The sequence below is a fragment of the Streptomyces sp. NPDC048353 genome, from assembly GCF_055587165.1.
In genome coordinates, this window is record NZ_JBVJGU010000003.1 from 643,980 (window position 1) to 666,128 (window position 22,149).

The 22,149-nt window shown below is 71.1% G+C and carries 17 protein-coding genes; 11 read left to right on the top strand and 6 right to left on the bottom strand.

Translation table 11 applies throughout. From position 1 onward, the window contains the following. Nucleotides 1–94: 94 nt before the first annotated feature. The 5 genes from ACZ6RC_RS13185 to ACZ6RC_RS13205 form a co-directional block, all read right to left on the bottom strand. The gene (locus ACZ6RC_RS13185) at nucleotides 95–2,083 is read right to left on the bottom strand and encodes a dipeptidyl-peptidase 5 (protein ID WP_469581955.1); all 1,989 of its coding nucleotides are present in this window, start codon (nucleotides 2,081–2,083) and stop codon (nucleotides 95–97) included. An 11-nt stretch (nucleotides 2,084–2,094) separates the two neighbouring features. Beyond that, the gene (locus tag ACZ6RC_RS13190) at nucleotides 2,095–3,429 is read right to left on the bottom strand and encodes a M20/M25/M40 family metallo-hydrolase (protein ID WP_391135524.1); all 1,335 of its coding nucleotides are present in this window, start codon (nucleotides 3,427–3,429) and stop codon (nucleotides 2,095–2,097) included. Further along, a complete protein-coding gene (locus tag ACZ6RC_RS13195) occupies nucleotides 3,422–4,255 on the bottom strand; it encodes a M55 family metallopeptidase (protein WP_391135527.1) in 834 nt (277 codons plus the stop codon). The genes ACZ6RC_RS13190 and ACZ6RC_RS13195 overlap by 8 nt, the downstream gene beginning before the upstream one ends. A 79-nt stretch (nucleotides 4,256–4,334) precedes the next feature. Then, nucleotides 4,335–6,737 (bottom strand): MFS transporter, encoded by a 2,403-nt coding sequence (locus tag ACZ6RC_RS13200; RefSeq protein WP_469581959.1) that lies wholly within the window; start codon nucleotides 6,735–6,737, stop codon nucleotides 4,335–4,337. 236 nt (nucleotides 6,738–6,973) lie between these two features. Continuing rightward, complete coding sequence (locus tag ACZ6RC_RS13205; RefSeq protein WP_391135532.1) at nucleotides 6,974–7,417, bottom strand: SRPBCC family protein; 444 nt, start codon at nucleotides 7,415–7,417, stop codon at nucleotides 6,974–6,976. Between the two features lie 147 nt (nucleotides 7,418–7,564). Between ACZ6RC_RS13205 and ACZ6RC_RS13210 the strand changes: the two genes are divergently transcribed. Further along, nucleotides 7,565–8,593, top strand: a complete 1,029-nt coding sequence (locus tag ACZ6RC_RS13210; RefSeq protein ID WP_391135535.1) for an Rv2578c family radical SAM protein — start codon at nucleotides 7,565–7,567, stop codon at nucleotides 8,591–8,593. A gap of 59 nt (nucleotides 8,594–8,652) precedes the next feature. Continuing rightward, nucleotides 8,653–10,248: an alpha/beta hydrolase gene (locus tag ACZ6RC_RS13215; protein WP_469581963.1), complete on the top strand. Its 1,596-nt coding sequence runs from the start codon at nucleotides 8,653–8,655 to the stop codon at nucleotides 10,246–10,248. A gap of 37 nt (nucleotides 10,249–10,285) precedes the next feature. Here ACZ6RC_RS13215 and ACZ6RC_RS13220 read toward each other — a convergent pair whose 3' ends face one another. Next, complete coding sequence (locus ACZ6RC_RS13220; RefSeq protein ID WP_469581966.1) at nucleotides 10,286–10,870, bottom strand: HEAT repeat domain-containing protein; 585 nt, start codon at nucleotides 10,868–10,870, stop codon at nucleotides 10,286–10,288. Nucleotides 10,871–11,138: 268 nt separating this feature from the next. Here ACZ6RC_RS13220 and ACZ6RC_RS13225 point away from each other — a divergent pair, with 268 nt between their 5' ends. From ACZ6RC_RS13225 to pssA, 9 genes are all read left to right on the top strand, one after another. Continuing rightward, nucleotides 11,139–12,926, top strand: coding sequence for a 3-hydroxyacyl-CoA dehydrogenase family protein (locus tag ACZ6RC_RS13225; protein WP_469581968.1), 1,788 nt, complete (start codon nucleotides 11,139–11,141; stop codon nucleotides 12,924–12,926). A 109-nt stretch (nucleotides 12,927–13,035) separates the two neighbouring features. After that, on the top strand, nucleotides 13,036–13,887 hold the full coding sequence (locus tag ACZ6RC_RS13230; RefSeq protein ID WP_469581971.1) for a TetR family transcriptional regulator: 852 nt from the start codon (nucleotides 13,036–13,038) through the stop codon (nucleotides 13,885–13,887). A gap of 401 nt (nucleotides 13,888–14,288) precedes the next feature. Continuing rightward, nucleotides 14,289–15,626, top strand: a complete 1,338-nt coding sequence (gene ccrA / locus ACZ6RC_RS13235; RefSeq protein WP_391135550.1) for a crotonyl-CoA carboxylase/reductase — start codon at nucleotides 14,289–14,291, stop codon at nucleotides 15,624–15,626. A gap of 14 nt (nucleotides 15,627–15,640) precedes the next feature. Beyond that, on the top strand, nucleotides 15,641–17,653 hold the full coding sequence (locus ACZ6RC_RS13240; protein WP_469581975.1) for a protein meaA: 2,013 nt from the start codon (nucleotides 15,641–15,643) through the stop codon (nucleotides 17,651–17,653). Continuing rightward, nucleotides 17,650–18,615: an HpcH/HpaI aldolase/citrate lyase family protein gene (locus tag ACZ6RC_RS13245; protein ID WP_469581979.1), complete on the top strand. Its 966-nt coding sequence runs from the start codon at nucleotides 17,650–17,652 to the stop codon at nucleotides 18,613–18,615. The genes ACZ6RC_RS13240 and ACZ6RC_RS13245 overlap by 4 nt, the downstream gene beginning before the upstream one ends. 5 nt (nucleotides 18,616–18,620) lie before the next feature. Continuing rightward, nucleotides 18,621–19,133, top strand: coding sequence for a MaoC family dehydratase (locus tag ACZ6RC_RS13250; RefSeq protein WP_351211650.1), 513 nt, complete (start codon nucleotides 18,621–18,623; stop codon nucleotides 19,131–19,133). A gap of 2 nt (nucleotides 19,134–19,135) precedes the next feature. Beyond that, on the top strand, nucleotides 19,136–20,341 hold the full coding sequence (locus ACZ6RC_RS13255) for an acyl-CoA dehydrogenase family protein (RefSeq protein WP_391135560.1): 1,206 nt from the start codon (nucleotides 19,136–19,138) through the stop codon (nucleotides 20,339–20,341). A gap of 178 nt (nucleotides 20,342–20,519) precedes the next feature. Next, complete coding sequence (locus ACZ6RC_RS13260) at nucleotides 20,520–21,176, top strand: phosphatidylserine decarboxylase (RefSeq protein WP_391135563.1); 657 nt, start codon at nucleotides 20,520–20,522, stop codon at nucleotides 21,174–21,176. Beyond that, nucleotides 21,169–22,035, top strand: a complete 867-nt coding sequence (pssA, locus tag ACZ6RC_RS13265) for a CDP-diacylglycerol--serine O-phosphatidyltransferase (protein WP_391135972.1) — start codon at nucleotides 21,169–21,171, stop codon at nucleotides 22,033–22,035. The genes ACZ6RC_RS13260 and pssA overlap by 8 nt, the downstream gene beginning before the upstream one ends. Nucleotides 22,036–22,149: the final 114 nt, after the last annotated feature.

A 22,149-nucleotide genomic window follows, 5' to 3' on the forward strand; every position in this document is an offset into this window, starting at 1 on the left:
CCACCCACGCCCGCCGAGCCACCCGCCCTCGCCGCGCCGCCCGCACCCGTCGGGCCGCCCGTACCCGCCGGGCCCGCCGCCGTCCGGTCCGCCCTCACCCCCGCAGCTCCAGTCGGGGCACGTCGGGCCGTTCGATGCCGAAGGTCTGGGCATACAGCGACAGTTCGGCCTCCAGGGCGCGGACCACCGTCTCGGCGCGCCGGAAGCCGTGCCCCTCCCCCTCGAAGGCGAGGTACGCGTGCGGGATGCCCCGTCCGGCCATCGCCGCCAGGAATCTCTCGCTCTGCGCGGGCGGGCAGATCACGTCGTCGAGGCCCTGGAGCAGCAGGAACGGCGCGGAGATCCGGTCGACATGGCCCAGCGGTGAGCGTTCCTTGTAGCGGGCGGGCACCTCGGCGAGCGGCCCGATCAGCGACTCCAGATAGCGGGATTCAAAGTCGTGGGTCTCGTCGGTGGCCCAGCCGAGCAGGTCGAGGATGGGGTAGATGATCGTGCCGCAGGCGTAGACGTCGTTGCCGACCAGCGAGGCGGCGGTGGTCCAGCCGCCCGCGCTGCCGCCGCGGATCGCGAGCCGCGCCGGGTCGGCGGTGCCCTCCGAGGCGAGCGCCTCGGCGACGGCGGCGCAGTCCTCGACGTCGACGACGCCCCACTGTTCCCGGAGCCGCTCGCGGTACTCCCGGCCGTAGCCGGTCGAGCCGCCGTAGTTGACCTCGGCGACGCCGATGCCCCGCGAGGTGAAGTAGGCGATCTCCAGGTCGAGGACGAGGGGGGCGTGCGCCGTCGGCCCGCCGTGCGCCCACACCACGTAGGGCGGCAGTTCGTCGCCGGGGGCGATCCGGTCGGGGCTGTGCGGAGGGTAGACGTGGGCGTGGATCTCGCGGTTGTCCGGTCCGGCGAAGGTCCGGATCTGGGGTTCGGGGTAGTACGCGGGGTCGACCGGGTCGTCGTGGGCCGAGCCGACGACCCGGGCCCGGCCCGTGCAGGTGTCCAGCTCCACGATCTCGTAGGCGCTGCGGGGGCTCGCGGCGACGCCGGCGACGCGGCTGCCGTGCGCGGCGAGGGTGGGGGCCCACTCGGTCCAGGGGCCGGCCGCGTCGACCAGCTCGCCGCTCTCCGGGTCGAGTATCCCGAGGGCGGTGGCGCCCTTGCCGTGGATGACCGCGACGAGGCCGTTCGCCAGGGGGTTGAACCAGCCGAGGCCGATCTTCCAGAGCGGTCCGCCGAACTCCTCGGCGCGGGGGCACAGGGCGACCGGCTCCCCGTCCACTCCGGCGCGGTAGAGGTTCCACCAGCCGCTGCGGTCGCTGAGGTACAGCAGCTGCCCGTCGGGGGTCCAGCCGACCTGCGGGACCGACTCGGCGGGTCCGCCCGCGACGCGCCGGGGGTCCGCGAAGACGCCGTCGGCCGTGATGTCGGCGAGCATCGCCTCCGTGCCGTCCCAGGGCATGCGGGGGTGGTCCCAGGCGATCCAGGCGGCCTGCCGGCCGTCCGGGGAGAGCCGGGGGCCGGTGACGAACCGGTGGTGGCCGTCGGAGAGTTCGCGTACCGCCGCGCGGTCCTCTGCCGCCGATCCGTCCAGGGGGACGGCGGCGACGACCCGGCGCACGTCGGTGGGCGCGGGCCCGGTGAACTCCTCCAGGACGCACCACACCTCGGCCCGGTCGGGGTGGACGACCGGGTCGGCCCAGCGCAGTCCCCCGCCGGTGGCCGAGAGGGGGGTGAGCGGCCGGGGCACGGCCGCGTCGCCGGCGCCGTCCGGTTCGTACGCGTACAGCCGCTGGTCGGGGAAGTGGCTGAAGACGATCAGCGGGCCGCCGGTCTCGCGGGCCTGTCCGGCCCAGGGTTGTCCGCCGTACTCGTGGACCCGGCTGCGGACGTTCCACGGCGCGGGCAGGACCTGTTCCTCGGCGCCGTCGGCCCGGCGGCGCACCAGGGCGCGCCGGCCTCCTTCGGTGGGGCGTGGCGCCGTCCACCACAGCTCGTCGCCGACGGCGCCGAGGTATTCGGGGCGTCCGTCGTGCGAGGCCGCGAGGGCGGCGTCGATGGGTGAGGGCCAGCTGCCGTAGGGGCCGGTCGGTACCATGTCGAACTCCCCTACGCCGTCTTCAGATAGTGGTCGAGTACGCGGACGCCGAAGTGCAGCGCGTCGACGGGGACGCGCTCGTCGACGCCGTGGAACAGCGCGCCGTAGTCGAGCTCCGGGGGGAGCTTCAGTGGTGAGAAGCCGTAGCCGGTGATGCCGAGGCGGGCGAACTGCTTGGCGTCGGTGCCGCCGGACATGGAGAAGGGGAGGACGTGTCCGGCCGGGTCGAAGCGTTCCACGGCGGCCCGCAGCTTGGCGAAGGTCGGCGAGTCGACCGGCGCCTCCAGGGGGATCTCGCGGTGGTGGAACTCCCAGTCGACGTCCGGCCCCGTGAGCCGGTCCATCGTCTCGGTGAACTCCTCCTCGCCGCCCGGCAGCACCCGCCCGTCGACGTAGGCGACGGCCTGGCCGGGGATGACGTTCACCTTGTACCCGGCGTGGAGCATGGTCGGGTTGGCGCTGTTGCGGACGGTCGGCGCGACGAGCGCGGCGGCGGGGCCGAGCTTCTCCAAGAGCGCGTCGATGTCGAGGTCGTCGGCGGTGACGTCGGTCTCGATGCCGTACAGCGCGGCCAGTTCGCGCAGGGCCGCCCGGACGGTGGGGGTGAGGCGGACCGGCCAGGTGTGGGCGCCGACGCGGGCGACGGCGGCGGCGAGCCGGGTCACGGCGTTGGCGGCGTTCACCTTCGAGCCGTGGCCGGCCCTGCCCCGGGCGGTGAGCCTGACCCAGGCAGTGCCGCGTTCGCCGGCCGCGATGGGATAGAGCGTCATGCCGGGCTGCGGATGGAAGCTGAACGCCCCCGATTCGCTGATGCCTTCGGTGCAGCCGTCGAAGAGGGAGGCGTGCCGCTCGGCGAGGAAGCCGGAGCCGTCCACGGCGCTGTCCTCCTCGTCCGCGGTGTAGGCGAGGACGATGTCGCGGCGCGGACGGATGCCCTGGCGGGCCCAGGAGCGGACGACGGCGAGGACCATCGCGTCCATGTTCTTCATGTCGACCGCCCCGCGGCCCCAGACCACGCCGTCGCGGAGCTCGCCGGAGAAGGGGTGGACGGCCCAGTCGGCGGGCTCGGCGGGGACCACGTCGAGGTGGCCGTGGACGAGCAGCGCGTCGGCGGACGGGTCGGTGCCCTCGATCCTGGCCACCACGTTGGTGCGGCCGGTGGTCCGCTCCAGGAGGACGGGGTCGAGGCCGGCGCCGGCGAGGCGTTCGGCGACGTACTCGGCGGCGGGCCGCTCGCGGCAGTCGCCGCCGCCCCGGTTGGTCGTGTCGATGCGGATCAGCTCGGAGGTGAAGGCCACCACCTCGTCGAGCGCCTCGGCGTCGGGCTGCTGGGTCGGCTCAGCCATACTGCTCCTCCACCGCGGCCGAGACGATGGTCGTGACCGCCTTGAACGTGCGAATGCCTTCGTACATCGTCCCGCTGGTGTAGGCGACGCGGCGCTCGCCGCTCCGGGCCACGCCGGGCACGACCGTGGCGGCGGCCGCGAGGTGTTCGGCGTCGAACTCCAGCTCCACCGTGAACGGGCCGCCGCGCACCGGCTCGTACCGCACGGCGAGGGCGGTCGCGGCCTTCGCCGCCGCGCGGATCTCGGCGGCCGTGCGGCTCGGGGTCCGGCACACCGCGGCGTACCGCGAGACGTGGTCCTTGACCGCGACCTTGGGCGCCTCCGGGGCGTATCCCAGGGCGTCCTCGCAGGTCAGGTCGTCGCCGGTGACGAGGACCACCGGCACGCCGTACTCCTGCACCACATGGGCGTTCAGCAGGCCCTCGCTCGCCCGCTCGCCGTTCAGCCAGACGCCGGTGATGGAGTTGGCGAGATATGTGTGGGCGAGGACTCCCTCGGCGCCGGCGCCGGTGTGGTAGCCGACGAAGGCGATGCCGTCGACGTCGCCGTGCTGGACGCCCTCCACCATGGAGAGGGATTTGTGGCGGCCGGTGAGCATCTCGGCCCGCTCGTCGAGCCGTTCGAGGAGGAGGTTCCGCATCGACCAGTGCGCTTCGTTGACGAGGACCTCGTCGGCGCCGCCGTCGAAGAAGCCGAGCACCGCCGCGTTCACGTCCGAGGTGAACATGGACCGGCACCGCTCCCACTGCGGGGTGCCCGGCAGCACGTCGGCGGGCCAGGTGACACCGGTGGCGCCTTCCATGTCGGCGCTGATCAGGATCTTCATGCCTGGAAACCGTACGCGGCGACCGGCGGCGCGACCACCCCTGTGGACAAGTGTCGGCGGAGCGGTCGCGGACCCGTCGTCAGTCCTCGTGGCCGAGCTGCAGATCGCGTTCGGTGCGGCCCCCGCCCGCGAGGTGGAGGACGGTGGCGACCGGCGGATATCCGGCGGCGATGACGGTGTACTCGCCGGAGGAGAGGTCCACGAAGCGGAAGGTGCCGTCCGGGCCGGTGGTCAGGGTGTCGACGACGTTCCCCGCCGCGTCGAGGAGGGTGACGCGGGCGTCCTCGACGGCGCGCCCGCCGCCCGCGCGGACCGTGCCGCGCAGCACCGCGCCGCCCGCGAGCTCGATGTCCTGGCGGGTCTCGCGGGAGGACTGGACGCTCACCGGGAGGGCGGCGGGGCGGAAGGCGGGGGCGCTGGCGGCGAGGGTGTACTCCCCGGCGACCAGTTCCGTGATCACGTAGCCGCCCTCGCGTCCGCTGCGGGTGGAGGCGACGACCTCCCCGCGCACGTCGGTGAGGGTGACGGCCGCGTCGCGTACCGGCGAGCCGTCGGCGGTGAGGACCGTTCCGGCCAGCCGGCCCGCTCCGCCGAGGACGACGTCGAGTTCGACGGGCCGTTCGCCGACGGTGACGGAGACGGCCTGCGGCTGGTGTCCGCCGGCGGCGGCGATCAGGACGTACGCGCCGGGGCCCGGGACGCTGAGGGCGTAGCGGCCGTCCTCGCCGCTGCCGCCGCGGCCGATCTGCCGCCCCTGGACGTCGATCAGGGTCAGCGCGGCGCGGGGGACGCGGCTGCCGTCGTGGTGCTGGACGGTGCCGCAGACGGGGAGCCCGGCGGTCTGGGGGGCGGGGTGGGCGGCGGCGTCCCTGGCCCGGGGGACGGCGGTGGGGGCCTCGGGGGCGGGGGTGTGGTGGGACACCAGCGGTTTCTCCTTGAGGAAGAAGGCGAGGACGAGGCCGAGCACGAGGACCGGCACGAGGTAGAGGAAGATGCGCGGCATCGCGTCCGCGTACGCCTGGATGTAGGCGTCGCGCAGGGCGGGCGGCAGGGCGTGCACCGTCTGCGGGGTGATCGATTCGGCGGCGGGCAGCGCCGTCCCGGCCGTACGCGGGAGGGAGTCGGCGAGGGCGTCGTCGAGCCGGGAGGCGAAGAGGGTGCCGAAGACGGCGGCGCCGACGCTGCCGCCGATCTGCCGGAAGTAGTTGTGGGCGCTGGTGGCGGTGCCGAGGTCGGAGGGGCGCACGGAGTTCTGCACGGCCAGGATGAGGACCGGCATGACCAGGCCGATGCCGATGCCGAGGACTGCCTGCCAGACGCTGTGGTGCAGGCGTGGGGTGTCGGTCTCCATCCGGGAGAGCAGCCACATGCCGACGGCGGAGACGGCGCCGCCGAGGACCGGGTAGATCCGGTAGTGGCCGGTGCGGCTGATGAGCTGGCCGGACACGATGGAGGCGATGACGATGCCGCCCATCAACGGCAGCATGAGGAGGCCGGACTCGGTGGCGGTGGCGCCCTCGACCATCTGCAGGAAGGTCGGCAGATAGCTGGCGGCGCCGAAGAGGGCGATGCCGACGACGGCGCCGACGAGGCTGGTGAGGGTGAAGACGGAGTCGCGGAACAGCCGCAGCGGGATGAGGGGTTCGGAGGCGCGGTGTTCGACGGCCAGGAAGAGCAGGGTCGTCGCGGCGGCGCCGCAGCCGAGACCGACGATGACCCGGGAGCCCCACGCGTATTCGGTCCCGCCCCAGCTGGTGAGCAGCACCAGGCAGGTGGAGGCGGCGGCGAGCAGCAGCGTACCGAGGACGTCGAGCTTCCCGCGGGTCCGCGGCTTGGGCAGTTTGAGGACGACGGCGACGACGGCGAGGGTGACGAGGCCGAAGGGGACGTTGAAGTAGAAGCACCAGCGCCAGGAGACGTGGTCGGTGAAGAAGCCGCCGAGCAGGGGCCCGGCGACGGAGGCGAGGCCGAAGGCGGCGCCGACGAGTCCCATGTAGCGGCCGCGGTCCCGGGCCGGGACGATGTCGGCGATGATCGCCTGGACGCCGATCATGAGTCCGCCCGCGCCGATGCCCTGGACGGCCCGGAAGGCGATGAGCTCGTCCATGGTCCGTGACCAGCCGGCGAGGGCCGAGCCGATGACGAAGACGACGATCGCGAAGAGGAAGACGCCCTTGCGGCCGAAGAGGTCGCCGAGCTTGCCGTAGACGGGGAGGCCGATGGTGGCGGTCAGGAGATAGGCGGTGATCGCCCAGGACATCCGGTCCAGGCCCTGGAGTTCGCCGACGATCTTCGGCAGGGCGGTGGCGACGATCATCTGCTCCAGCGCGGCGAGCAGCAGCGCGAGCATGAGTCCGCAGAAGACGAGCCGGACCCGGCGGGGGTCGAGGGCCGCGTCGGGGCCGGGGGGCGGTCGGTGGCCGGAGGGAGGGTCGCCCGCGACGAGCGGCACGTCGTCCTTCGCCAGTGTGATCGCACCCACGTGCTGCTCCCCTCGTCACGGCGTCAGCGCCGCGCCATTCTTCGCATTGCGCGCGAAGGGGGAGCAAGTCGGGCGGTACGGAGTCGCCGTGGCGGCACGGGGCGCGAACGGCCCTGCGCCGGGTGGCACTTGGGGCGCTCATCAGCGCGTTTACGCATGCGCCCGCGCCCCCTGGGCGCGCGGGGCGCTCGTACGGGGGCGCGGGGAGACCACTCGAATCGGTGACCGCCGGAGCGTTACTTCTCCACGGCGGCGGCCAGGTTGGCCAGAACGGCGTCGTGGATACGGGCCAGCCCCTTGGGGGCGAAGGTCTTCTCGAAGAAGCCGCCGATGCCGCCCGCGCCATTCCAGACGGTGGTGACGACCGTCTTGGAGCTGCCCTCGCCGGCCGGGGTGACGGTCCAGGTGGTGACCATGGAGGAGTTGCGGTCCTTCTCGACGAGCTGACCGTCGGTGGGCTCGGTGACCTCCAGGAGGCAGTCCCGGATCCGCTTGCTGGTCGCCTGGAGCTTCCAGTGGACGAGGGTGCCCTCGCCGTCGCCGCCCTCCCGGACCTCGTACTCACTGAAGTGCTCGGGCAGCACCTTCGCGCGCGTGCCGTTGTAGTCGGCCAGAGCGTCGAACACCGTCTCCGCGTCCGCCGCGATGATCCGCTCCGTGGTGGCCTCGACCTGCGCCATTGCACTTCCTCCAGCACTCGGTTCCTCAGGGTGGGGCACCAGCCAACCACCTGGGCCCGGGGCTCCCAAATCCGGGTTGCGGCGATCAAGGGAACATATGTTCTATTGTGGCCGGAGGGCTGGACATCGACGAACGAGGAGGCGGCCATGCGCTGGGACAATCTGGGCGACGACCCCGCCACCGCGGCCGAGGCGGCGCTCTTCGGCGCGGACGCGGTCACCACCCGTACGTTCGACACCCCCGAGTTCCGCGGGATCACCTTCCACGAGGTGCGGGCCCGCTCGATCCTGAACCGGGTGCCGGGCGCCTCCCGGATGCCGTTCGAATGGACGGTGAACCCGTACCGCGGCTGCACGCACGCGTGCGTCTACTGCTTCGCCCGCAAGACCCACTCCTATCTGGACCTCGACACCGGCCTCGGCTTCGACTCCCAGATCGTGGTGAAGACCAACGCCCCCGAGCTGCTGCGCCGCCAGCTCTCCTCCCGGCGCTGGCAGGGCGCGCACATCGCGATGGGCACCAACGTCGACTGCTACCAGCGCGCCGAGGGCCGCTACCGCCTGATGCCCGGCATCCTCGCGGCGCTGCGCGACCACGCCAACCCCTTCTCGATCCTGACCAAGGGCACCCTGATCCTGCGCGACCTCGACCTCCTGACGCAGGCCGCCGAGGTGACCGACGTCGGCATCTCCGTCTCGGTCGGCTTCACCGACGAGGAGCTGTGGCGCACGGTCGAACCCGGCACGCCCTCGCCCCTGCGGCGGCTGGAGGTCGTGCGGACGCTCGGCGAGCACGGCATCGGCTGCGGGGTCCTGATGGCGCCGGTGATCCCGTTCCTCGGGGACCGCCCGGAGCAGCTCCGCGAGACCGTCCGCGCCCTCGCCGACGCCGGCGCCACCTCCGTGACCCCGCTCGTCCTGCATCTGCGCCCCGGAGCGCGCGAGTGGTTCTTCGCGTGGCTGCGGCAGCACCACCCGGGCCTGGTGGGACGGTACGAGCGGATGTACGCGGACGGGGCCTACGCGCCGACCTGGTACCAGCGCCGGATCACCCGTCAGGTCCACGAGCTGGCCGACGAGTTCGGGATCGGCCCGGCCCGCCGTGGCGCCGCGCGGCGGATCTCCGTACCCGAAGAGCCGGCGCTCGCGGAGCCGACACAGCTCACCCTCCTCTGATCGGGTGAGCTCTCGGCGGAACAGGTCCTTCCGCACCGGGTTCCGGGCACGGACGCCCTATGAACTCACGCGCAGGGATGCTGATCGCCACTGGGGCACTGGTCGCCGGGACGGTCACCGTCCTGCCCGCGTCCGCCGAGCCCCGGCCCGAACCGACCGCCCGTCCCCTGGCGCCCGTCGTCTGGACCGGCTGCGCCACCGCCGCCTACCCCCGGCTCCAGTGCTCCACGCTGAAGGTGCCGCTGGACCACGACGCCCCCGGGGGCCGGACGATCACGCTCGCGCTGACCCGGGTCCCGCACACCGCGAAGCAGTCGCAGGGGCCGCTGGTCGTCAATCCGGGCGGGCCCGGCGGCAGCGGCCGGGCCCTCGCCGGGTACGTCGCCGCCGCGCTGCCCGCGAAGGTGGCGGCGGAGTACGACGTGATCGGCTTCGACCCGCGCGGGGTGGGCAGGAGCGAGCCCGCCCTGGACTGCCGGCCGGGCCACTTCGCTCCCGTGCGGCACGACTCCGTACCGGGCGGAGCCGAGGGCGAGGCGGCGGGCGTCGAGCGGGCGCGGTCCTTCGCTGCGGCCTGCGGGAAGAAGTACGGCGACGTGCTGCCGTACATCGACACCGTCAGCACGGCCCGCGACCTGGACGTCCTGCGGGCCGCCCTCGGCGCGGAGCGGCTCAACTACCTCGGCTACTCCTACGGGACGTACCTCGGGGCGGTCTACGCCCGGCTCCATCCGGAGCGGGTGCGGCGCTTCGTCCTGGACTCCGTGGTCAACCCGCAGGGCGTCTGGTACGAGGACAACCTCGCGCAGGACTACGCCTTCGACAGCCGGCACAAGGACTTCATGGCCTGGGTGGCCCGCCGGGACGCGACGTACGGGCTGGGCTCGGACCCGGCGGCGGTGGAGGCCGCCTGGTACCGGATGCGCGACGAGCTGCGGACGGCCCCCGCGGGCGGGAAGGTCGGCCCGGGCGAGCTGGAGGACACCTTCCTGCCCGGCGGGTACTACAACGGCTACTGGCCGAGGCTGGCCGAGGCGTTCTCCGCGTACGTCACCAGGAAGGACGCGGCCCCGCTGGCCCGGACGTACACGAGCATCGCGGCGGCCGACGCCGCGGACGACAACGGCTACTCGGTCTACACGAGCGTGCAGTGCCGGGACGCGGCGTGGCCGCGCGACTGGAGCGTCTGGCGCAAGGACAACTGGGACGTGCACGCGAAGGCGCCCTTCTCCACCTGGAACAACGCCTGGTACAACGCTCCCTGCGCGTTCTGGCCGGTGGAGTCGCTCACGCCGCCGGACGTCACGAACGAGGCGGTGCCGCCGGTGCTCGTCCTCCAGGCGTCGGACGACGCGGCCACCCCCTACGAAGGGGCCGTGGCGCTGCACCGGATGGTCCGCGGCTCCAGCCTGGTGGTCGAGGAGGGCGGCGGCAACCACGGCGTGTCGCTGGCCGGGAACGACTGCGTGGACGGCCACCTGGAGGCGTACCTCGCCACCGGGCGCGTGCCGCGCGGCGCCGAGGGCGCGGAGGCGGACGCGGTCTGCGCGACGCTGCCGGAGCCCGAGCCCGCGAAGGCCCCCCGGGGCCGCGGCTCCGCCGGGGACCGGGCGGCCGGGGCGACCCTGCACGGCCTCCTCGGCCACGCGGGCTGAGGCCGCCCGCCCGCCGGAACCGGTTCGCCCGCTCTCGCTAGCCGTCGAGTCGGGTGAGCGCGGAGCGGGCCGCCGGGGCCAGCCGGGGGTGGGGCAGGGCCGCCGTGAGGGCGGGGCGGGCGCGGTCGTCGCCGAGCGCGCCCAGGCCCTCGACGCAGGCGAGCCCGATGCGCCAGTACGGATCGCCGGCGGCCAGCCGTCGTTCGAGGACGGTGATCAGGGCCGGTACGGATTCGGGGGCGCGCAGATCGGTGAGCAGACGGACCGGCAGCAGGGCGTAGGCGGCGCGCAGTTCGTTGGTGGCGAGGGCGGCGGCCGCCCGCGCCGTGCGCGGGTCGCCGAGCCGGGTCAGCGCGTACGCGGCGGAGACACAGCGTTCCGGGTCCCGGTGGTTGAGCAGGAGGACGAGCGCTTCGAAGGCGCGCGGGTCGCCGGCGAGGCCGAGCCGGAAGGCGGCGATCTCGCGGGCCCACAGGGGCTGCCCCGGCGCGGTGAGGACGTCCGCGAAGAGGCTTTCGTCTTCGGCGGAGACGAGTTTTTCGAATGCGGCGGAGTCGCCGTGGATCTCGTTCCGCAATCGATCGATCATCGAGCAGAATTCGGGATCACGGGCGATATCCATGGCGTTCAGCGTATCCGCGATCCAGATCACATTTTCCGAACTTCCCGGGACTGGCGCGCTCGTTACCCGCCGGTTAACCTCAGGTGAGCGGGTCACCCCCCGCTTCGCTCGCAACGGCCTGGTGACGCAGCCGTGGTGAGTACGAGTTTGTCGGTTCGGCAGTTTTCGACGTGGCTCCGGGACAGAGCCCGTCGCCTTTTCCCGCGCGTTCTGTGCGCGCCCGCATTGCCGCCCTCAGTCGTCACTCTTCTCTCCCTGGAGTCCCCTGATGGACACCCCTCTCTCCACCATCGCCGTCGTCGGTCTCGGCACCATGGGTACCGGCATCGCCGACGTCCTCGCCCGGGCCGGCCGTGAGGTCATCGGCATCGACATCAGCGACGTCGCCGCCGCGCGGGCCGTCGCCGCCCTGGAGTCCTCCACCGCCCGCGCGGTGGCCCGTGAGCGGATCACCGAGGAGGAGCGCCGTGACGTCCTCGCCCGGTTCCGTACCTTCTCCGACCTCCAGGCGGCGGCCGACGCCGATCTCGTGATCGAGGTCGTGCCCGAGTCGTACGAGGCCAAGCAGGAGGTCTTCCGGGCGCTGGACTCCATCGTCCGGCCCGACGCGATCATCGCCACCGGCACCAACGCGCTCTCCGTGACGCGTCTCGCCGCCGACTCCGCCCACCCCGAGCGGGTGCTCGGGCTGCACTTCTTCACCCCGGTCCAGGCGATGAAGCTGGTGGAGGTCGTCTCCTCGGTCCTCACCGCCCCGCCGGCGGTCCAGGCCGTCACCGATCTCGCCCTCGCCCTCGGCAAGGAGCCCGTCGCGGTCGGCGACCGCCCCGGCTTCGTCGCCGACGGCCTGCTCTTCGGCTACCTCAACCAGGCCGCGGCGATGTACGAGGCCAAGTACGCCTCCCGCGAGGACATCGACGCCGCCATGCGGCTGGGCTGCGGCCTGCCGATGGGTCCGCTGGCGCTGCTCGACCTGATCGGCATCGACACCGCCCGTACCGTCCTGGAGGCGATGTACAGCGAGTCGCGCGACCGGCTGCACGCCCCGGCGCCGATCCTCCGCCAGCTCAGCGAGGCGGGGCTGACCGGCCGCAAGTCGGGCCGCGGGTTCTACACGTACGACGCGCCCGGCTCGGCCACCGTGGTCCGTGACGCGCTGACGCCGCTGGAGGACGGGGGCACGGCCGGCCGGACGACCCGCCCGGTCCGCTCCGTCGGCGTCGCCGGCTCCGGGACGATGGCCTCGGGCATCGCCGAGGTCTTCGCCAAGGCCGGTTACGACGTGGTCCTGGCCGCCCGCTCGCAGGAGAAGGCGGACACGGCCAAGGCCCGGATCACCAAGTCCCTCACCCGTTCGGTCGACAAGGGCCGGATGAGCGGCGAGGCCCGGGACGAGACGCTGGCCCGGATCACCCCGGCCGGCTCGCTCGACGCCTTCGCCGAGGTCGATCTGGCGGTCGAGGCGGTCGCCGAGGACCTGGAGATCAAGCAGCAGCTCTTCGCCACGCTGGACAAGATCTGCAAGCCGGGCGCGGTGCTCGCCACCACGACCTCCTCGCTGCCCGTCGTCGCGTGCGCCCGCGCCACCTCGCGGCCGCAGGACGTCATCGGGATGCACTTCTTCAACCCGGCCCCGGCGATGAAGCTGGTCGAGATCGTCCGGACGGTGCTGACCGCCGACGACGTCCACGCCACGGTCCGCGAGGTCACGGCGAAGATCCGCAAGCATCCGGTGGACTGCGGCGACCGGGCCGGCTTCATCGTGAACGCGCTGCTCTTCCCGTACCTGAACAACGCGATCAAGATGGTCCAGGAGCACTACGCCACCCTGGACGACATCGACGCCGCCATGAAGCTGGGCGGCGGCTACCCGATGGGACCGTTCGAGCTGCTGGACGTCGTCGGACTGGACGTCTCGCTCGCGATCGAGCGGGTGCTGCACCGCGAGTTCCGCGACCCGGGCCTGGCCCCGGCACCGCTCCTGGAGCACCTGGTGGCCGCCGGCTGCCTCGGCCGCAAGACGGGGCGCGGCTTCCGCGAATATGCCCGACGCTGATCCGTACGCGGGCTGGGGAGGGTTGCTGAGCCCCTCGGGCTCCCCCGGCGACCCCGGCGACCCTCCCCCACCTGGGCACACGCCCGCGCTGATGCAGTACGTTCAGGACATGTCCAAGGCCGCTAAGTCACCCCGTGCCACGTCCCCGTCCGACTCCCAGGAGAGTGCGGCGGGCACCCGCGCGGCCGCTCAGCGGCTCAAGATGCGCCGTGAGCTGGCGACGGCGGCCATGGAACTGTTCGCGACCAAGGGGTACGAGGCCACCACGGTCGACGAGATCGCCGCCGCGGCGGGGGTCGCGCGGCGTACCTTCTTCCGCCACTTCCGCTCCAAGGAAGAGGCGATCTTCCCGGACCACGACGACACCCTGGTGCGGGCGGAGGCGGTGCTGAACGCCGCGCCGCCGCACGAGCACCCGCTGGACACCGTCTGCCGGGGCATCAAGGAAGTCATGAAGATGTACGCGGGGTCCCCGGCGGTCTCCGTGGAGCGCTACCGGCTGACCCGCGAGGTACCCACCCTGCGGGAGCGCGAGATCGCCTCGGTGGCCCGCTACGAGCGGCTGTTCACCCGCTATCTCCTCGGCCACTTCGACGAGCGCGACCACCACGACGGCAATGACGACCCGCTGCTGGCCGAGGTGGCCGCGTCGGCGGTGGTCACCGCCCACAACCACGTCCTGCGCCGCTGGCTGCGGGCCGGCGGCCAGGGGGACGTGGAGGCGCAGCTGGACCACGCCTTCGCGATCGTGCGGGAGACCTTCGGCTCGGGCATAGGCGCCGGCCGCCCGGCGCAGGCGCCGTCGGCCCCGCAGTCCGCTCCCGCGGCCCCCAGGGCGGCCGCTCCGCAGGCGGCGGCGACCGTCTCCGCCGAGGGCGGGGTGGTCGTGGCCGTGGCGCGTACCGACGCTCCGCTCGACGAGGTCATGCGGACCATCCAGCAGGCGCTCACCCGCGACTGACCGGCGGCTTCCGGAAGAGACCGGCGAGTTTCCAGGCGAAGGCCGTCCCCACGAGGGGCGGCCTTCGTCCGTTTTGCACCGCCCTTCGATCGATCATCGCTCATGTGTGACCGGCGGATTGCATCTGAGTGAAATTGTTGGCACGCAGTGCCTTGTCAGGTGACACGCGGTGCCATACGTTGATGTTGTCCGGGCGGCCGGCGCGCAGAGGTCTCCTCGTGCGCCGGCTGTCCCCACAAGCGATCGTGATTGTGCGCCCGGACGCCTGCGTCACAGGCACCCTCCGCGCCCACCCGGCGCAGCCACGCACCACCCGCCGAACCGACGGCACACCTCCACAGCAGAACCCCAGACGCATCCCTCAGCGTCCCCTCGGACGCCGCACCGCCGGAGGCACACCCGTGAAGGAAATCCTGGACGCGATCCAGTCGTCGGAGTCCACGTCCGCCGACTTCGCCAACATCAAGCTCCCCGAGTCCTACCGCGCGGTGACCGTGCACAAGGACGAGGCCGAGATGTTCTCCGGCCTTCCCAGCCGCGAGAAGGACCCGCGCAAGTCGCTCCACGTGGACGACGTGGCGCTGCCCGAGCTCGGCCCGGGCGAGGCCCTGGTCGCCGTCATGGCCAGCTCCGTGAACTACAACTCGGTCTGGACCTCGATCTTCGAGCCGGTGTCCACCTTCGGCTTCCTGGAGCGCTACGGCCGGCTCAGCGACCTCAGCAAGCGCCACGACCTGCCGTACCACATCATCGGCTCCGACCTCGCGGGCGTCGTCCTGCGCACCGGCCCCGGTGTGAACTCGTGGAAGCCCGGCGACGAGGTCGTCGCGCACTGCCTCTCCGTCGAGCTGGAGTCCTCGGACGGCCACAACGACACGATGCTCGACCCGGAGCAGCGCATCTGGGGCTTCGAGACCAACTTCGGCGGGCTGGCGGAGATCGCCCTCGTGAAGTCGAACCAGCTGATGCCCAAGCCGGACCACCTCAGCTGGGAGGAGGCGGCGGCGCCGGGCCTGGTGAACTCCACCGCCTACCGCCAGCTGGTCTCCCGCAACGGCGCCGGCATGAAGCAGGGCGACAACGTCCTGATCTGGGGCGCGAGCGGCGGCCTCGGTTCGTACGCCACCCAGTTCGCGCTGGCCGGCGGCGCCAACCCGATCTGTGTCGTCTCCAGCGACCAGAAGGCGGACATCTGCCGTTCGATGGGCGCCGAGGCGATCATCGACCGCAACGCCGAGGGCTACAAGTTCTGGAAGGACGAGCACACCCAGGACCCCAAGGAGTGGAAGCGCTTCGGCAAGCGCATCCGCGAGCTGACCGGCGGCGAGGACATCGACATCGTCTTCGAGCACCCGGGCCGCGAGACCTTCGGCGCCTCGGTGTACGTCACCCGTAAGGGCGGCACCATCACCACCTGCGCCTCCACCTCGGGGTACATGCACGAGTACGACAACCGCTACCTCTGGATGTCCCTGAAGCGGATCATCGGCTCGCACTTCGCCAACTACCGCGAGGCGTGGGAGGCCAACCGCCTGATCGCCAAGGGCAAGATCCACCCGACCCTGTCCAAGGTGTACTCCCTGGAGGACACCGGCCAGGCCGCCCACGACGTGCACCGCAACGTCCACCAGGGCAAGGTCGGCGTGCTCTGCCTCGCCCCCGAGGAGGGCATGGGCGTGCGCGACCAGGAGCTGCGGGCCAAGCACATCGACGCCATCAACCGCTTCCGTAACGTCTGAGCCCGGGACCAAAGATGACTGAGCGCCAGAAGGACCGTCCGTGGCTGATGCGGACGTACGCCGGTCACTCGACCGCCGAGGCGTCCAACGAGCTGTACCGGCGCAACCTGGCGAAGGGGCAGACCGGCCTCTCGGTCGCCTTCGACCTGCCGACGCAGACCGGCTACGACCCCGACCACATCCTCGCCCGCGGCGAGGTCGGACGGGTCGGGGTCCCGGTCTCGCACCTCGGTGACATGCGGCGGCTGTTCCAGGACATCCCCCTGGAGCAGATGAACACCTCGATGACCATCAACGCCACCGCCATGTGGCTGCTGGCGCTCTACCAGGTGGTGGCCGAGGAGCAGGGCGCGGACGTCGCCCGGCTCCAGGGCACCACCCAGAACGACATCGTGAAGGAGTACCTGTCGCGCGGGACGCACGTCTTCCCGCCCGGCCCGTCGCTGCGGCTGACGACGGACATGATCACCTACACGGTGAACCACATCCCGAAGTGGAACCCGATCAACATCTGCAGCTACCACCTGCAGGAGGCGGGGGCCACTCCGGTCCAGGAGATCTCGTACGCGATGTCCACCGCGATCGCGGTGCTCGACGCGGTCTTCGCCTCCGGGCAGGTCCCCGAGGAGCGCAGGGGCGAGGTGGTCGCCCGTATCTCCTTCTTCGTGAACGCGGGCGTCCGTTTCGTCGAGGAGATGTGCAAGATGCGCGCCTTCGGCCGTATCTGGGACAAGGTCACGCGCGAGCGGTACGGCATCGAGGACGCCAAGCAGCGCCGGTTCCGCTACGGCGTGCAGGTCAACTCCCTCGGGCTGACCGAGGCGCAGCCGGAGAACAACGTCCAGCGGATCGTGCTCGAGATGCTGGCCGTGACCCTCTCCAAGGACGCACGCGCGCGTGCCGTCCAGCTGCCCGCCTGGAACGAGGCGCTGGGCCTGCCCCGGCCGTGGGACCAGCAGTGGTCGCTGCGCATCCAGCAGGTCCTCGCGCACGAGTCGGACCTGCTGGAGTACGAGGACATCTTCGCCGGGTCGCACGTCATCGAGGCCAAGGTCGGCTCCCTCGTGGAGGAGTGCCTGGCCGAGATCGACCGGATCCAGGAGATGGGCGGCGCGATGGCCGCCGTGGAGTCCGGCTACCTCAAGTCGCAGCTGGTCTCCTCGCACGCCGAGCGGCGGGCCCGGATCGAGGCCGGCGACGAGAAGATCGTCGGCGTCAACATCTTCCAGTCCACGGAGGAGAACCCGCTCACCGCCGACCTCGACACGGCGATCATGACGGTCGACCCGGCCAACGAGGCCCGGGTGGTGGCGAAGCTCCACGAGTGGCGGGACAACCGCGAGGAGGCCCGCGCCCAGGAGGCGCTGGCCTCGCTCAAGGCGATCGCCGCCGGGGACGGGAACCTCTTCGAGGCCACCCTGGAGTGCGCCCGCGCGGGCGTCACCACCGGCGAGTGGTCCTGGGCGCTGCGGGACGTCTTCGGCGAGTTCCGCGCCCCCACGGGCGTCTCCTCCGCCCCGGTGGCGGTGACGGCCGAGGAGGGCACGCCGCTGGCCGTGGTACGGGAGAAGGTCGCGCGGACGGCCTCGGAGCTCGGCTCCGGCCGGCTGCGGCTCCTGGTGGGCAAGCCGGGCCTGGACGGTCACTCCAACGGCGCCGAGCAGATCGCCGTACGCGCGCGTGACGCCGGTTTCGAGGTGGTCTACCAGGGGATCCGGCTGACGCCCGAGCAGATCGTCGACGCGGCCCTCGCGGAGGACGTGCACTGCGTCGGCCTGTCGATCCTCTCCGGCTCGCACGCCGAGCTGGTACCGGACGTGCTGGACCGCCTCCGGGAGGCGGGGGCGCACGACATCCCGGTCATCGTCGGCGGCATCATCCCGAACGCCGATGCCGCGGATCTGAAGCGGGCGGGCGTGGCCGCCGTCTTCACACCGAAGGACTTCGGAATCACCGAGATCATCGGCCGTATCGTCGACGAGATCCGGAAAGCGAACAAGCTCGACCCCCTGGAGGTCCCCGCATGACCAGCCCCGTGAACCGACTCCGCCCGCGTCGCTCGTGCCTGGCGGTCCCCGGCTCCAACCCGCGCTTCCTGGAGAAGGCCCAGGGGCTCGCCGCCGACCAGGTCTTCCTCGACCTGGAGGACGCCTGCGCGCCGCTCGCCAAGCCCGAGGCGCGGCACACCATCGTGAAGTTCCTGAACGAGGGTGACTGGACGGGCAAGACGCGGGTCGTGCGGGTCAACGACTGGACGACCCACTGGACCTACCGGGACGTCGTCACGGTCGTCGAGGGCGCCGGCCAGAACCTCGACTGCATCATGCTGCCGAAGGTCCAGGACGCCCAGCAGATCGCCGCCCTCGACCTGCTGCTCACGCAGATCGAGAAGACCATGGGCTTCGAGGTCGGCAAGATCGGCATCGAGGCGCAGATCGAGAACGCGCAGGGCCTCAACAACGTCAACGCCATCGCGCAGGCCTCGCCGCGCGTGGAGACGATCATCTTCGGCCCGGCCGACTTCATGGCCTCCATCAACATGAAGTCCCTGGTGGTCGGCGAGCAGCCGCCCGGCTACGACGCCGACGCCTACCACTACATCCTGATGAGGATCCTGATGGCGGCCCGCGCCAACAACCTCCAGGCGATCGACGGCCCCTACCTGCAGATCCGCAACCAGGAGGGCTACAAGGCGGTCGCCCGCCGCGCCGCCGCCCTCGGCTTCGACGGCAAGTGGGTGCTCCACCCGGACCAGGTCGCCGCGGCGAACGAGATCTTCTCGCCCTCGCAGGAGGACTTCGACCACGCCGAACTGATCCTCGACGCGTACGACTACTACACCTCCGAGGCGGGCGGCAAGAAGGGCTCGGCGATGCTCGGCGACGAGATGATCGACGAGGCCAGCCGCAAGATGGCCCTGGTCATCTCGGGCAAGGGCCGCGCCGCGGGCATGGAGCGCACCACCAAGTTCGAGATCCCGGAGGCCTGAGTCCGATGCAGTTCGGCCGTACCTACGAAGAGTTCGAAGTCGGCGCCGTCTACAAGCACTGGCCCGGAAAGACGGTCACCGAGTACGACGACCATCTCTTCTGTCTGCTGACGATGAACCACCATCCGCTGCACATGGACGTGAACTACGCGGAGAACACGACGGACTTCGGGAAGAACGTCGTCGTCGGCAACTACATCTACTCGCTGCTGCTCGGCATGTCCGTGCCGGACGTCTCGGGCAAGGCGATCGCCAACCTGGAGATCGAGTCGCTGCGCCACGTCGCGCCGACCTTCCACGGCGACACCCTCTACGGCGAGACCACTGTCCTCGACAAGACCCCCTCGAAGTCGAAGAACGACCGGGGCATCGTCTACGTCGAGACCAAGGGCTACAAGCAGGACGGCACCCTGGTGTGCGTGTTCCGCCGCAAGGTGATGGTCCCCACGGAGACGTACATCAAGGAGCGCGGCGGCGAGCAGCCCGGCCGCCCCCAGCTCAAGGAACAGGGGAAGTAGTCATGGCGCGACTCGCCCAGACCCACGGTCTGACCGATGTGCAGCAGGAGATCCTCTCCACCGTCCGGGACTTCGTCGACAAGGAGATCATCCCGGTCGCCACGGAGCTGGAGCACCGTGACGAGTACCCCCAGGAGATCGTCGACGGGCTCAAGGAGCTCGGCGTCTTCGGTCTGATGATCCCCGAGGAGTACGGGGGCCTGGGCGAGTCGCTCCTCACCTACGCGCTCTGCGTGGAGGAGATCGCCCGTGGCTGGATGTCGGTCTCCGGCATCATCAACACCCACTTCATCGTCGCGTACATGCTCAAGCAGCACGGCACCCAGGAGCAGAAGGACCACTTCCTTCCGCGCATGGCGGCCGGCGAGACGCGCGGCGCGTTCTCGATGTCGGAGCCGGCCCTCGGCTCGGACGTGTCGGCGATCACGTCCAAGGCGGTCAAGGACGGCGACGAGTACGTCCTGAACGGCCAGAAGATGTGGCTGACGAACGGCGGAACGTCAACGCTGGTCGCCGTTCTCGTCCGAAGTGACGAAGGACACCCCGAGGGCACCGCCCCGCACAAGTCGATGACCACCTTCCTCGTCGAGAAGGAGCCCGGCTTCGGAGAGGTCCGCCCGGGCCTCACCATCCCCGGGAAGATCGACAAGATGGGTTACAAGGGGGTCGACACCACCGAGCTCATCATGGACGGACTGCGCATTCCGGCCAATCGGGTCCTCGGCGGGACCACCGGCCGAGGGTTTTACCAAATGATGGACGGTGTCGAAGTCGGCCGGGTGAATGTCGCCGCCCGTGGCTGCGGTGTCGCTCAGCGTGCGTTCGAGCTGGGTGTCTCCTATGCCCAGCAGCGTCACACTTTCGGCAAGCAGATCGCCCAGCACCAGGCGATCCAGTTCAAGCTGGCCGAAATGGCTACCAAGGTGGAAGCCGCTCATGCGATGATGGTGAACGCAGCGCGCAAAAAGGACTCCGGGGAGCGAAACGACCTCGAAGCAGGGATGGCGAAGTACCTCGCCTCCGAGTACTGCAAGGAAGTCGTCGAGGACGCCTTCCGTATCCATGGTGGATACGGGTTCTCCAAGGAGTACGAGATCGAGCGCCTCTACCGCGAGGCTCCGATGCTGCTCATCGGTGAAGGTACCGCCGAGATCCAGAAAATGATCATCGGTCGCCGGTTGCTCGAGGAGTACCGCTTCCAGGGTTGATGTCGCTTTTGAGTCGGTTCGGCCGCGAAGAAGATCACACCCTGTCAGCGTTTGCCGAGGGTTTCCGGCCGACCGACTCGGCTTCTGGCTTGCCCAGTTGCGCCCCGCAACCGATAGCATCGCCGGAAAGCCGCCGTCCCCCTTGCCCGTGCGGCATCATCCGCTACGAAGGTCATTCATGCCCCACAGCCAAACCTCTGCACCTCGCGACAGCCTCGCTGGCGTACGCCTCGCGCGCGGAGCATCGCCGTGGCTTCTGCCGACCGTCGCCACCGCGGCGCTCAGCCTCACCCGGGCCCGCCGGTCCGGGCGCTGGGCCGCTGTCGCCGTGCCCACCACCGCTCTGGCGGCGGGCATGCTGTGGTTCTTCCGCGACCCCGAGCGCGAGATCGCTCAGGGCCGGGTCATCTCCCCCGCCGACGGTGTGGTGCAGAGCATCATGCCGTGGAAGGACGGGCGGACCCGGGTCGCCATCTTCATGAGCCCGCTGAACGTCCACGTCAACCGCGCGCCGCTGGCCGGCACGGTGACGTCCGTGGAGCACATCCCCGGCGGGTTCGTCCCGGCGTTCAACAAGGAGAGCGAGAACAACGAGCGCGTTGTCTGGCACTTCGACACCGAGCTGGGCGACATCGAGATGGTGCAGATCGCGGGGGCCGTGGCCCGCCGCATCGTGCCGTACATCCCGCAGGGGACGAAGGTCGAGCAGGGCGAGCGCATCGGTCTGATCCGTTTCGGGTCGCGCGTTGACATCTACCTTCCGGAAGGTGTCGACGTCGCTGTCGAGGTCGGTCAGACCACGACCGCGGGGGTGACTCGCATTGACCGTGATTGATCCCGACACACATGCCGGCGACTGGGTCGCCGACGCCGAGGCGGACGGTGCCGAAGACGCCGAGGAGATGCCGCTGTCGATGAGGCTGTCCATAGCGGACGCCCTCACGCTCGGTAACGCCACGTGCGGTTTCATGGCGGTGTACTTCACCACCACCGGCATCCTCATCCCGCACCTCACGGGCAGCGCCGAGAACGGCATGGCGCGCAACAGCGCCGCCACCGCCGTGATCCTCATGCTGGCCGCGGCGATCTTCGACCTCTTCGACGGCATCGTGGCGCGCAAGCTCCGCTCGTCGCCGATGGGCGCCGAGCTGGACAACCTCTCGGACCTGATCAGCTTCGGTCTGGCCCCGGCCTACTTCGTGCTGGTGTACGGAATGGTCGCGGACGACGCGCAGCAGAAGGTCTCGGCGGTGGCCGCGATCGTGGTGCTGCTCGCGGTGGTGCTCCGGCTGGCGAGATTCTCCTGCGTGACGATGAAGGACGGCATGTTCCAGGGCATGCCGAGCCCCTTCGGCGCGCTGACGGTCGTCTCGATCGTGCTGCTGGAGCTGCCGTTCATCCCGACGCTGCTCGCGATCATCGGAGTGGCGTGGCTGATGGTGAGCCGGGTCGAGTACCCCAAGCCGCGGGGTGTCCTCGCGGTGGCGATGCTCGCCTGGATCGTCGGTGCCATGGGCATGCTGGCGGCCTGGGCGTTCGACGCCCCGGGCGGACAGTTCCTGCTCCAGACCGGCTGCGCGCTGCAGGTCGTGATGGGCGCCGTGATCCCCCTCTTCGCGACGGCCCGTCGGGTGAACACCTTCCGCGGCAACCGCCGCGAGAGCCGGGAGGCTCGCGCGGCCCAGCTGCCGTAGCGGAAGTACGGACAGAGAGAAAGGGCCCGGACGCTGATGCGTCCGGGCCCTTTCTCGTCTCCGGTGCCGCGAGGCGGTCGGAGCCGCTGGAGAGTGCGTCGTGGGGGGGCGGGG

What these genes read in the sequence shown, in the direction of transcription:
- ACZ6RC_RS13185 (WP_469581955.1), bottom strand. Translation starts at nt 2,083, where the DNA reads ATGGTACCGACCGGCCCCTACGGCAGCTGGCCCTCACCCATCGACGCC.
- ACZ6RC_RS13240 (WP_469581975.1), top strand. Translation starts at nt 15,641, where the DNA reads ATGACTGAGCGCCAGAAGGACCGTCCGTGGCTGATGCGGACGTACGCC.
- ACZ6RC_RS13205 (WP_391135532.1), bottom strand. Translation starts at nt 7,417, where the DNA reads ATGGCGCAGGTCGAGGCCACCACGGAGCGGATCATCGCGGCGGACGCG.
- ACZ6RC_RS13195 (WP_391135527.1), bottom strand. Translation starts at nt 4,255, where the DNA reads ATGAAGATCCTGATCAGCGCCGACATGGAAGGCGCCACCGGTGTCACC.
- ACZ6RC_RS13210 (WP_391135535.1), top strand. Translation starts at nt 7,565, where the DNA reads ATGCGCTGGGACAATCTGGGCGACGACCCCGCCACCGCGGCCGAGGCG.
- ACZ6RC_RS13250 (WP_351211650.1), top strand. Translation starts at nt 18,621, where the DNA reads ATGCAGTTCGGCCGTACCTACGAAGAGTTCGAAGTCGGCGCCGTCTAC.
- ACZ6RC_RS13215 (WP_469581963.1), top strand. Translation starts at nt 8,653, where the DNA reads ATGAACTCACGCGCAGGGATGCTGATCGCCACTGGGGCACTGGTCGCC.
- ACZ6RC_RS13225 (WP_469581968.1), top strand. Translation starts at nt 11,139, where the DNA reads ATGGACACCCCTCTCTCCACCATCGCCGTCGTCGGTCTCGGCACCATG.
- ACZ6RC_RS13260 (WP_391135563.1), top strand. Translation starts at nt 20,520, where the DNA reads ATGCCCCACAGCCAAACCTCTGCACCTCGCGACAGCCTCGCTGGCGTA.
- ACZ6RC_RS13255 (WP_391135560.1), top strand. Translation starts at nt 19,136, where the DNA reads ATGGCGCGACTCGCCCAGACCCACGGTCTGACCGATGTGCAGCAGGAG.
- ACZ6RC_RS13190 (WP_391135524.1), bottom strand. Translation starts at nt 3,429, where the DNA reads ATGGCTGAGCCGACCCAGCAGCCCGACGCCGAGGCGCTCGACGAGGTG.
- ACZ6RC_RS13245 (WP_469581979.1), top strand. Translation starts at nt 17,650, where the DNA reads ATGACCAGCCCCGTGAACCGACTCCGCCCGCGTCGCTCGTGCCTGGCG.
- ACZ6RC_RS13230 (WP_469581971.1), top strand. Translation starts at nt 13,036, where the DNA reads ATGTCCAAGGCCGCTAAGTCACCCCGTGCCACGTCCCCGTCCGACTCC.
- ACZ6RC_RS13220 (WP_469581966.1), bottom strand. Translation starts at nt 10,870, where the DNA reads ATGGATATCGCCCGTGATCCCGAATTCTGCTCGATGATCGATCGATTG.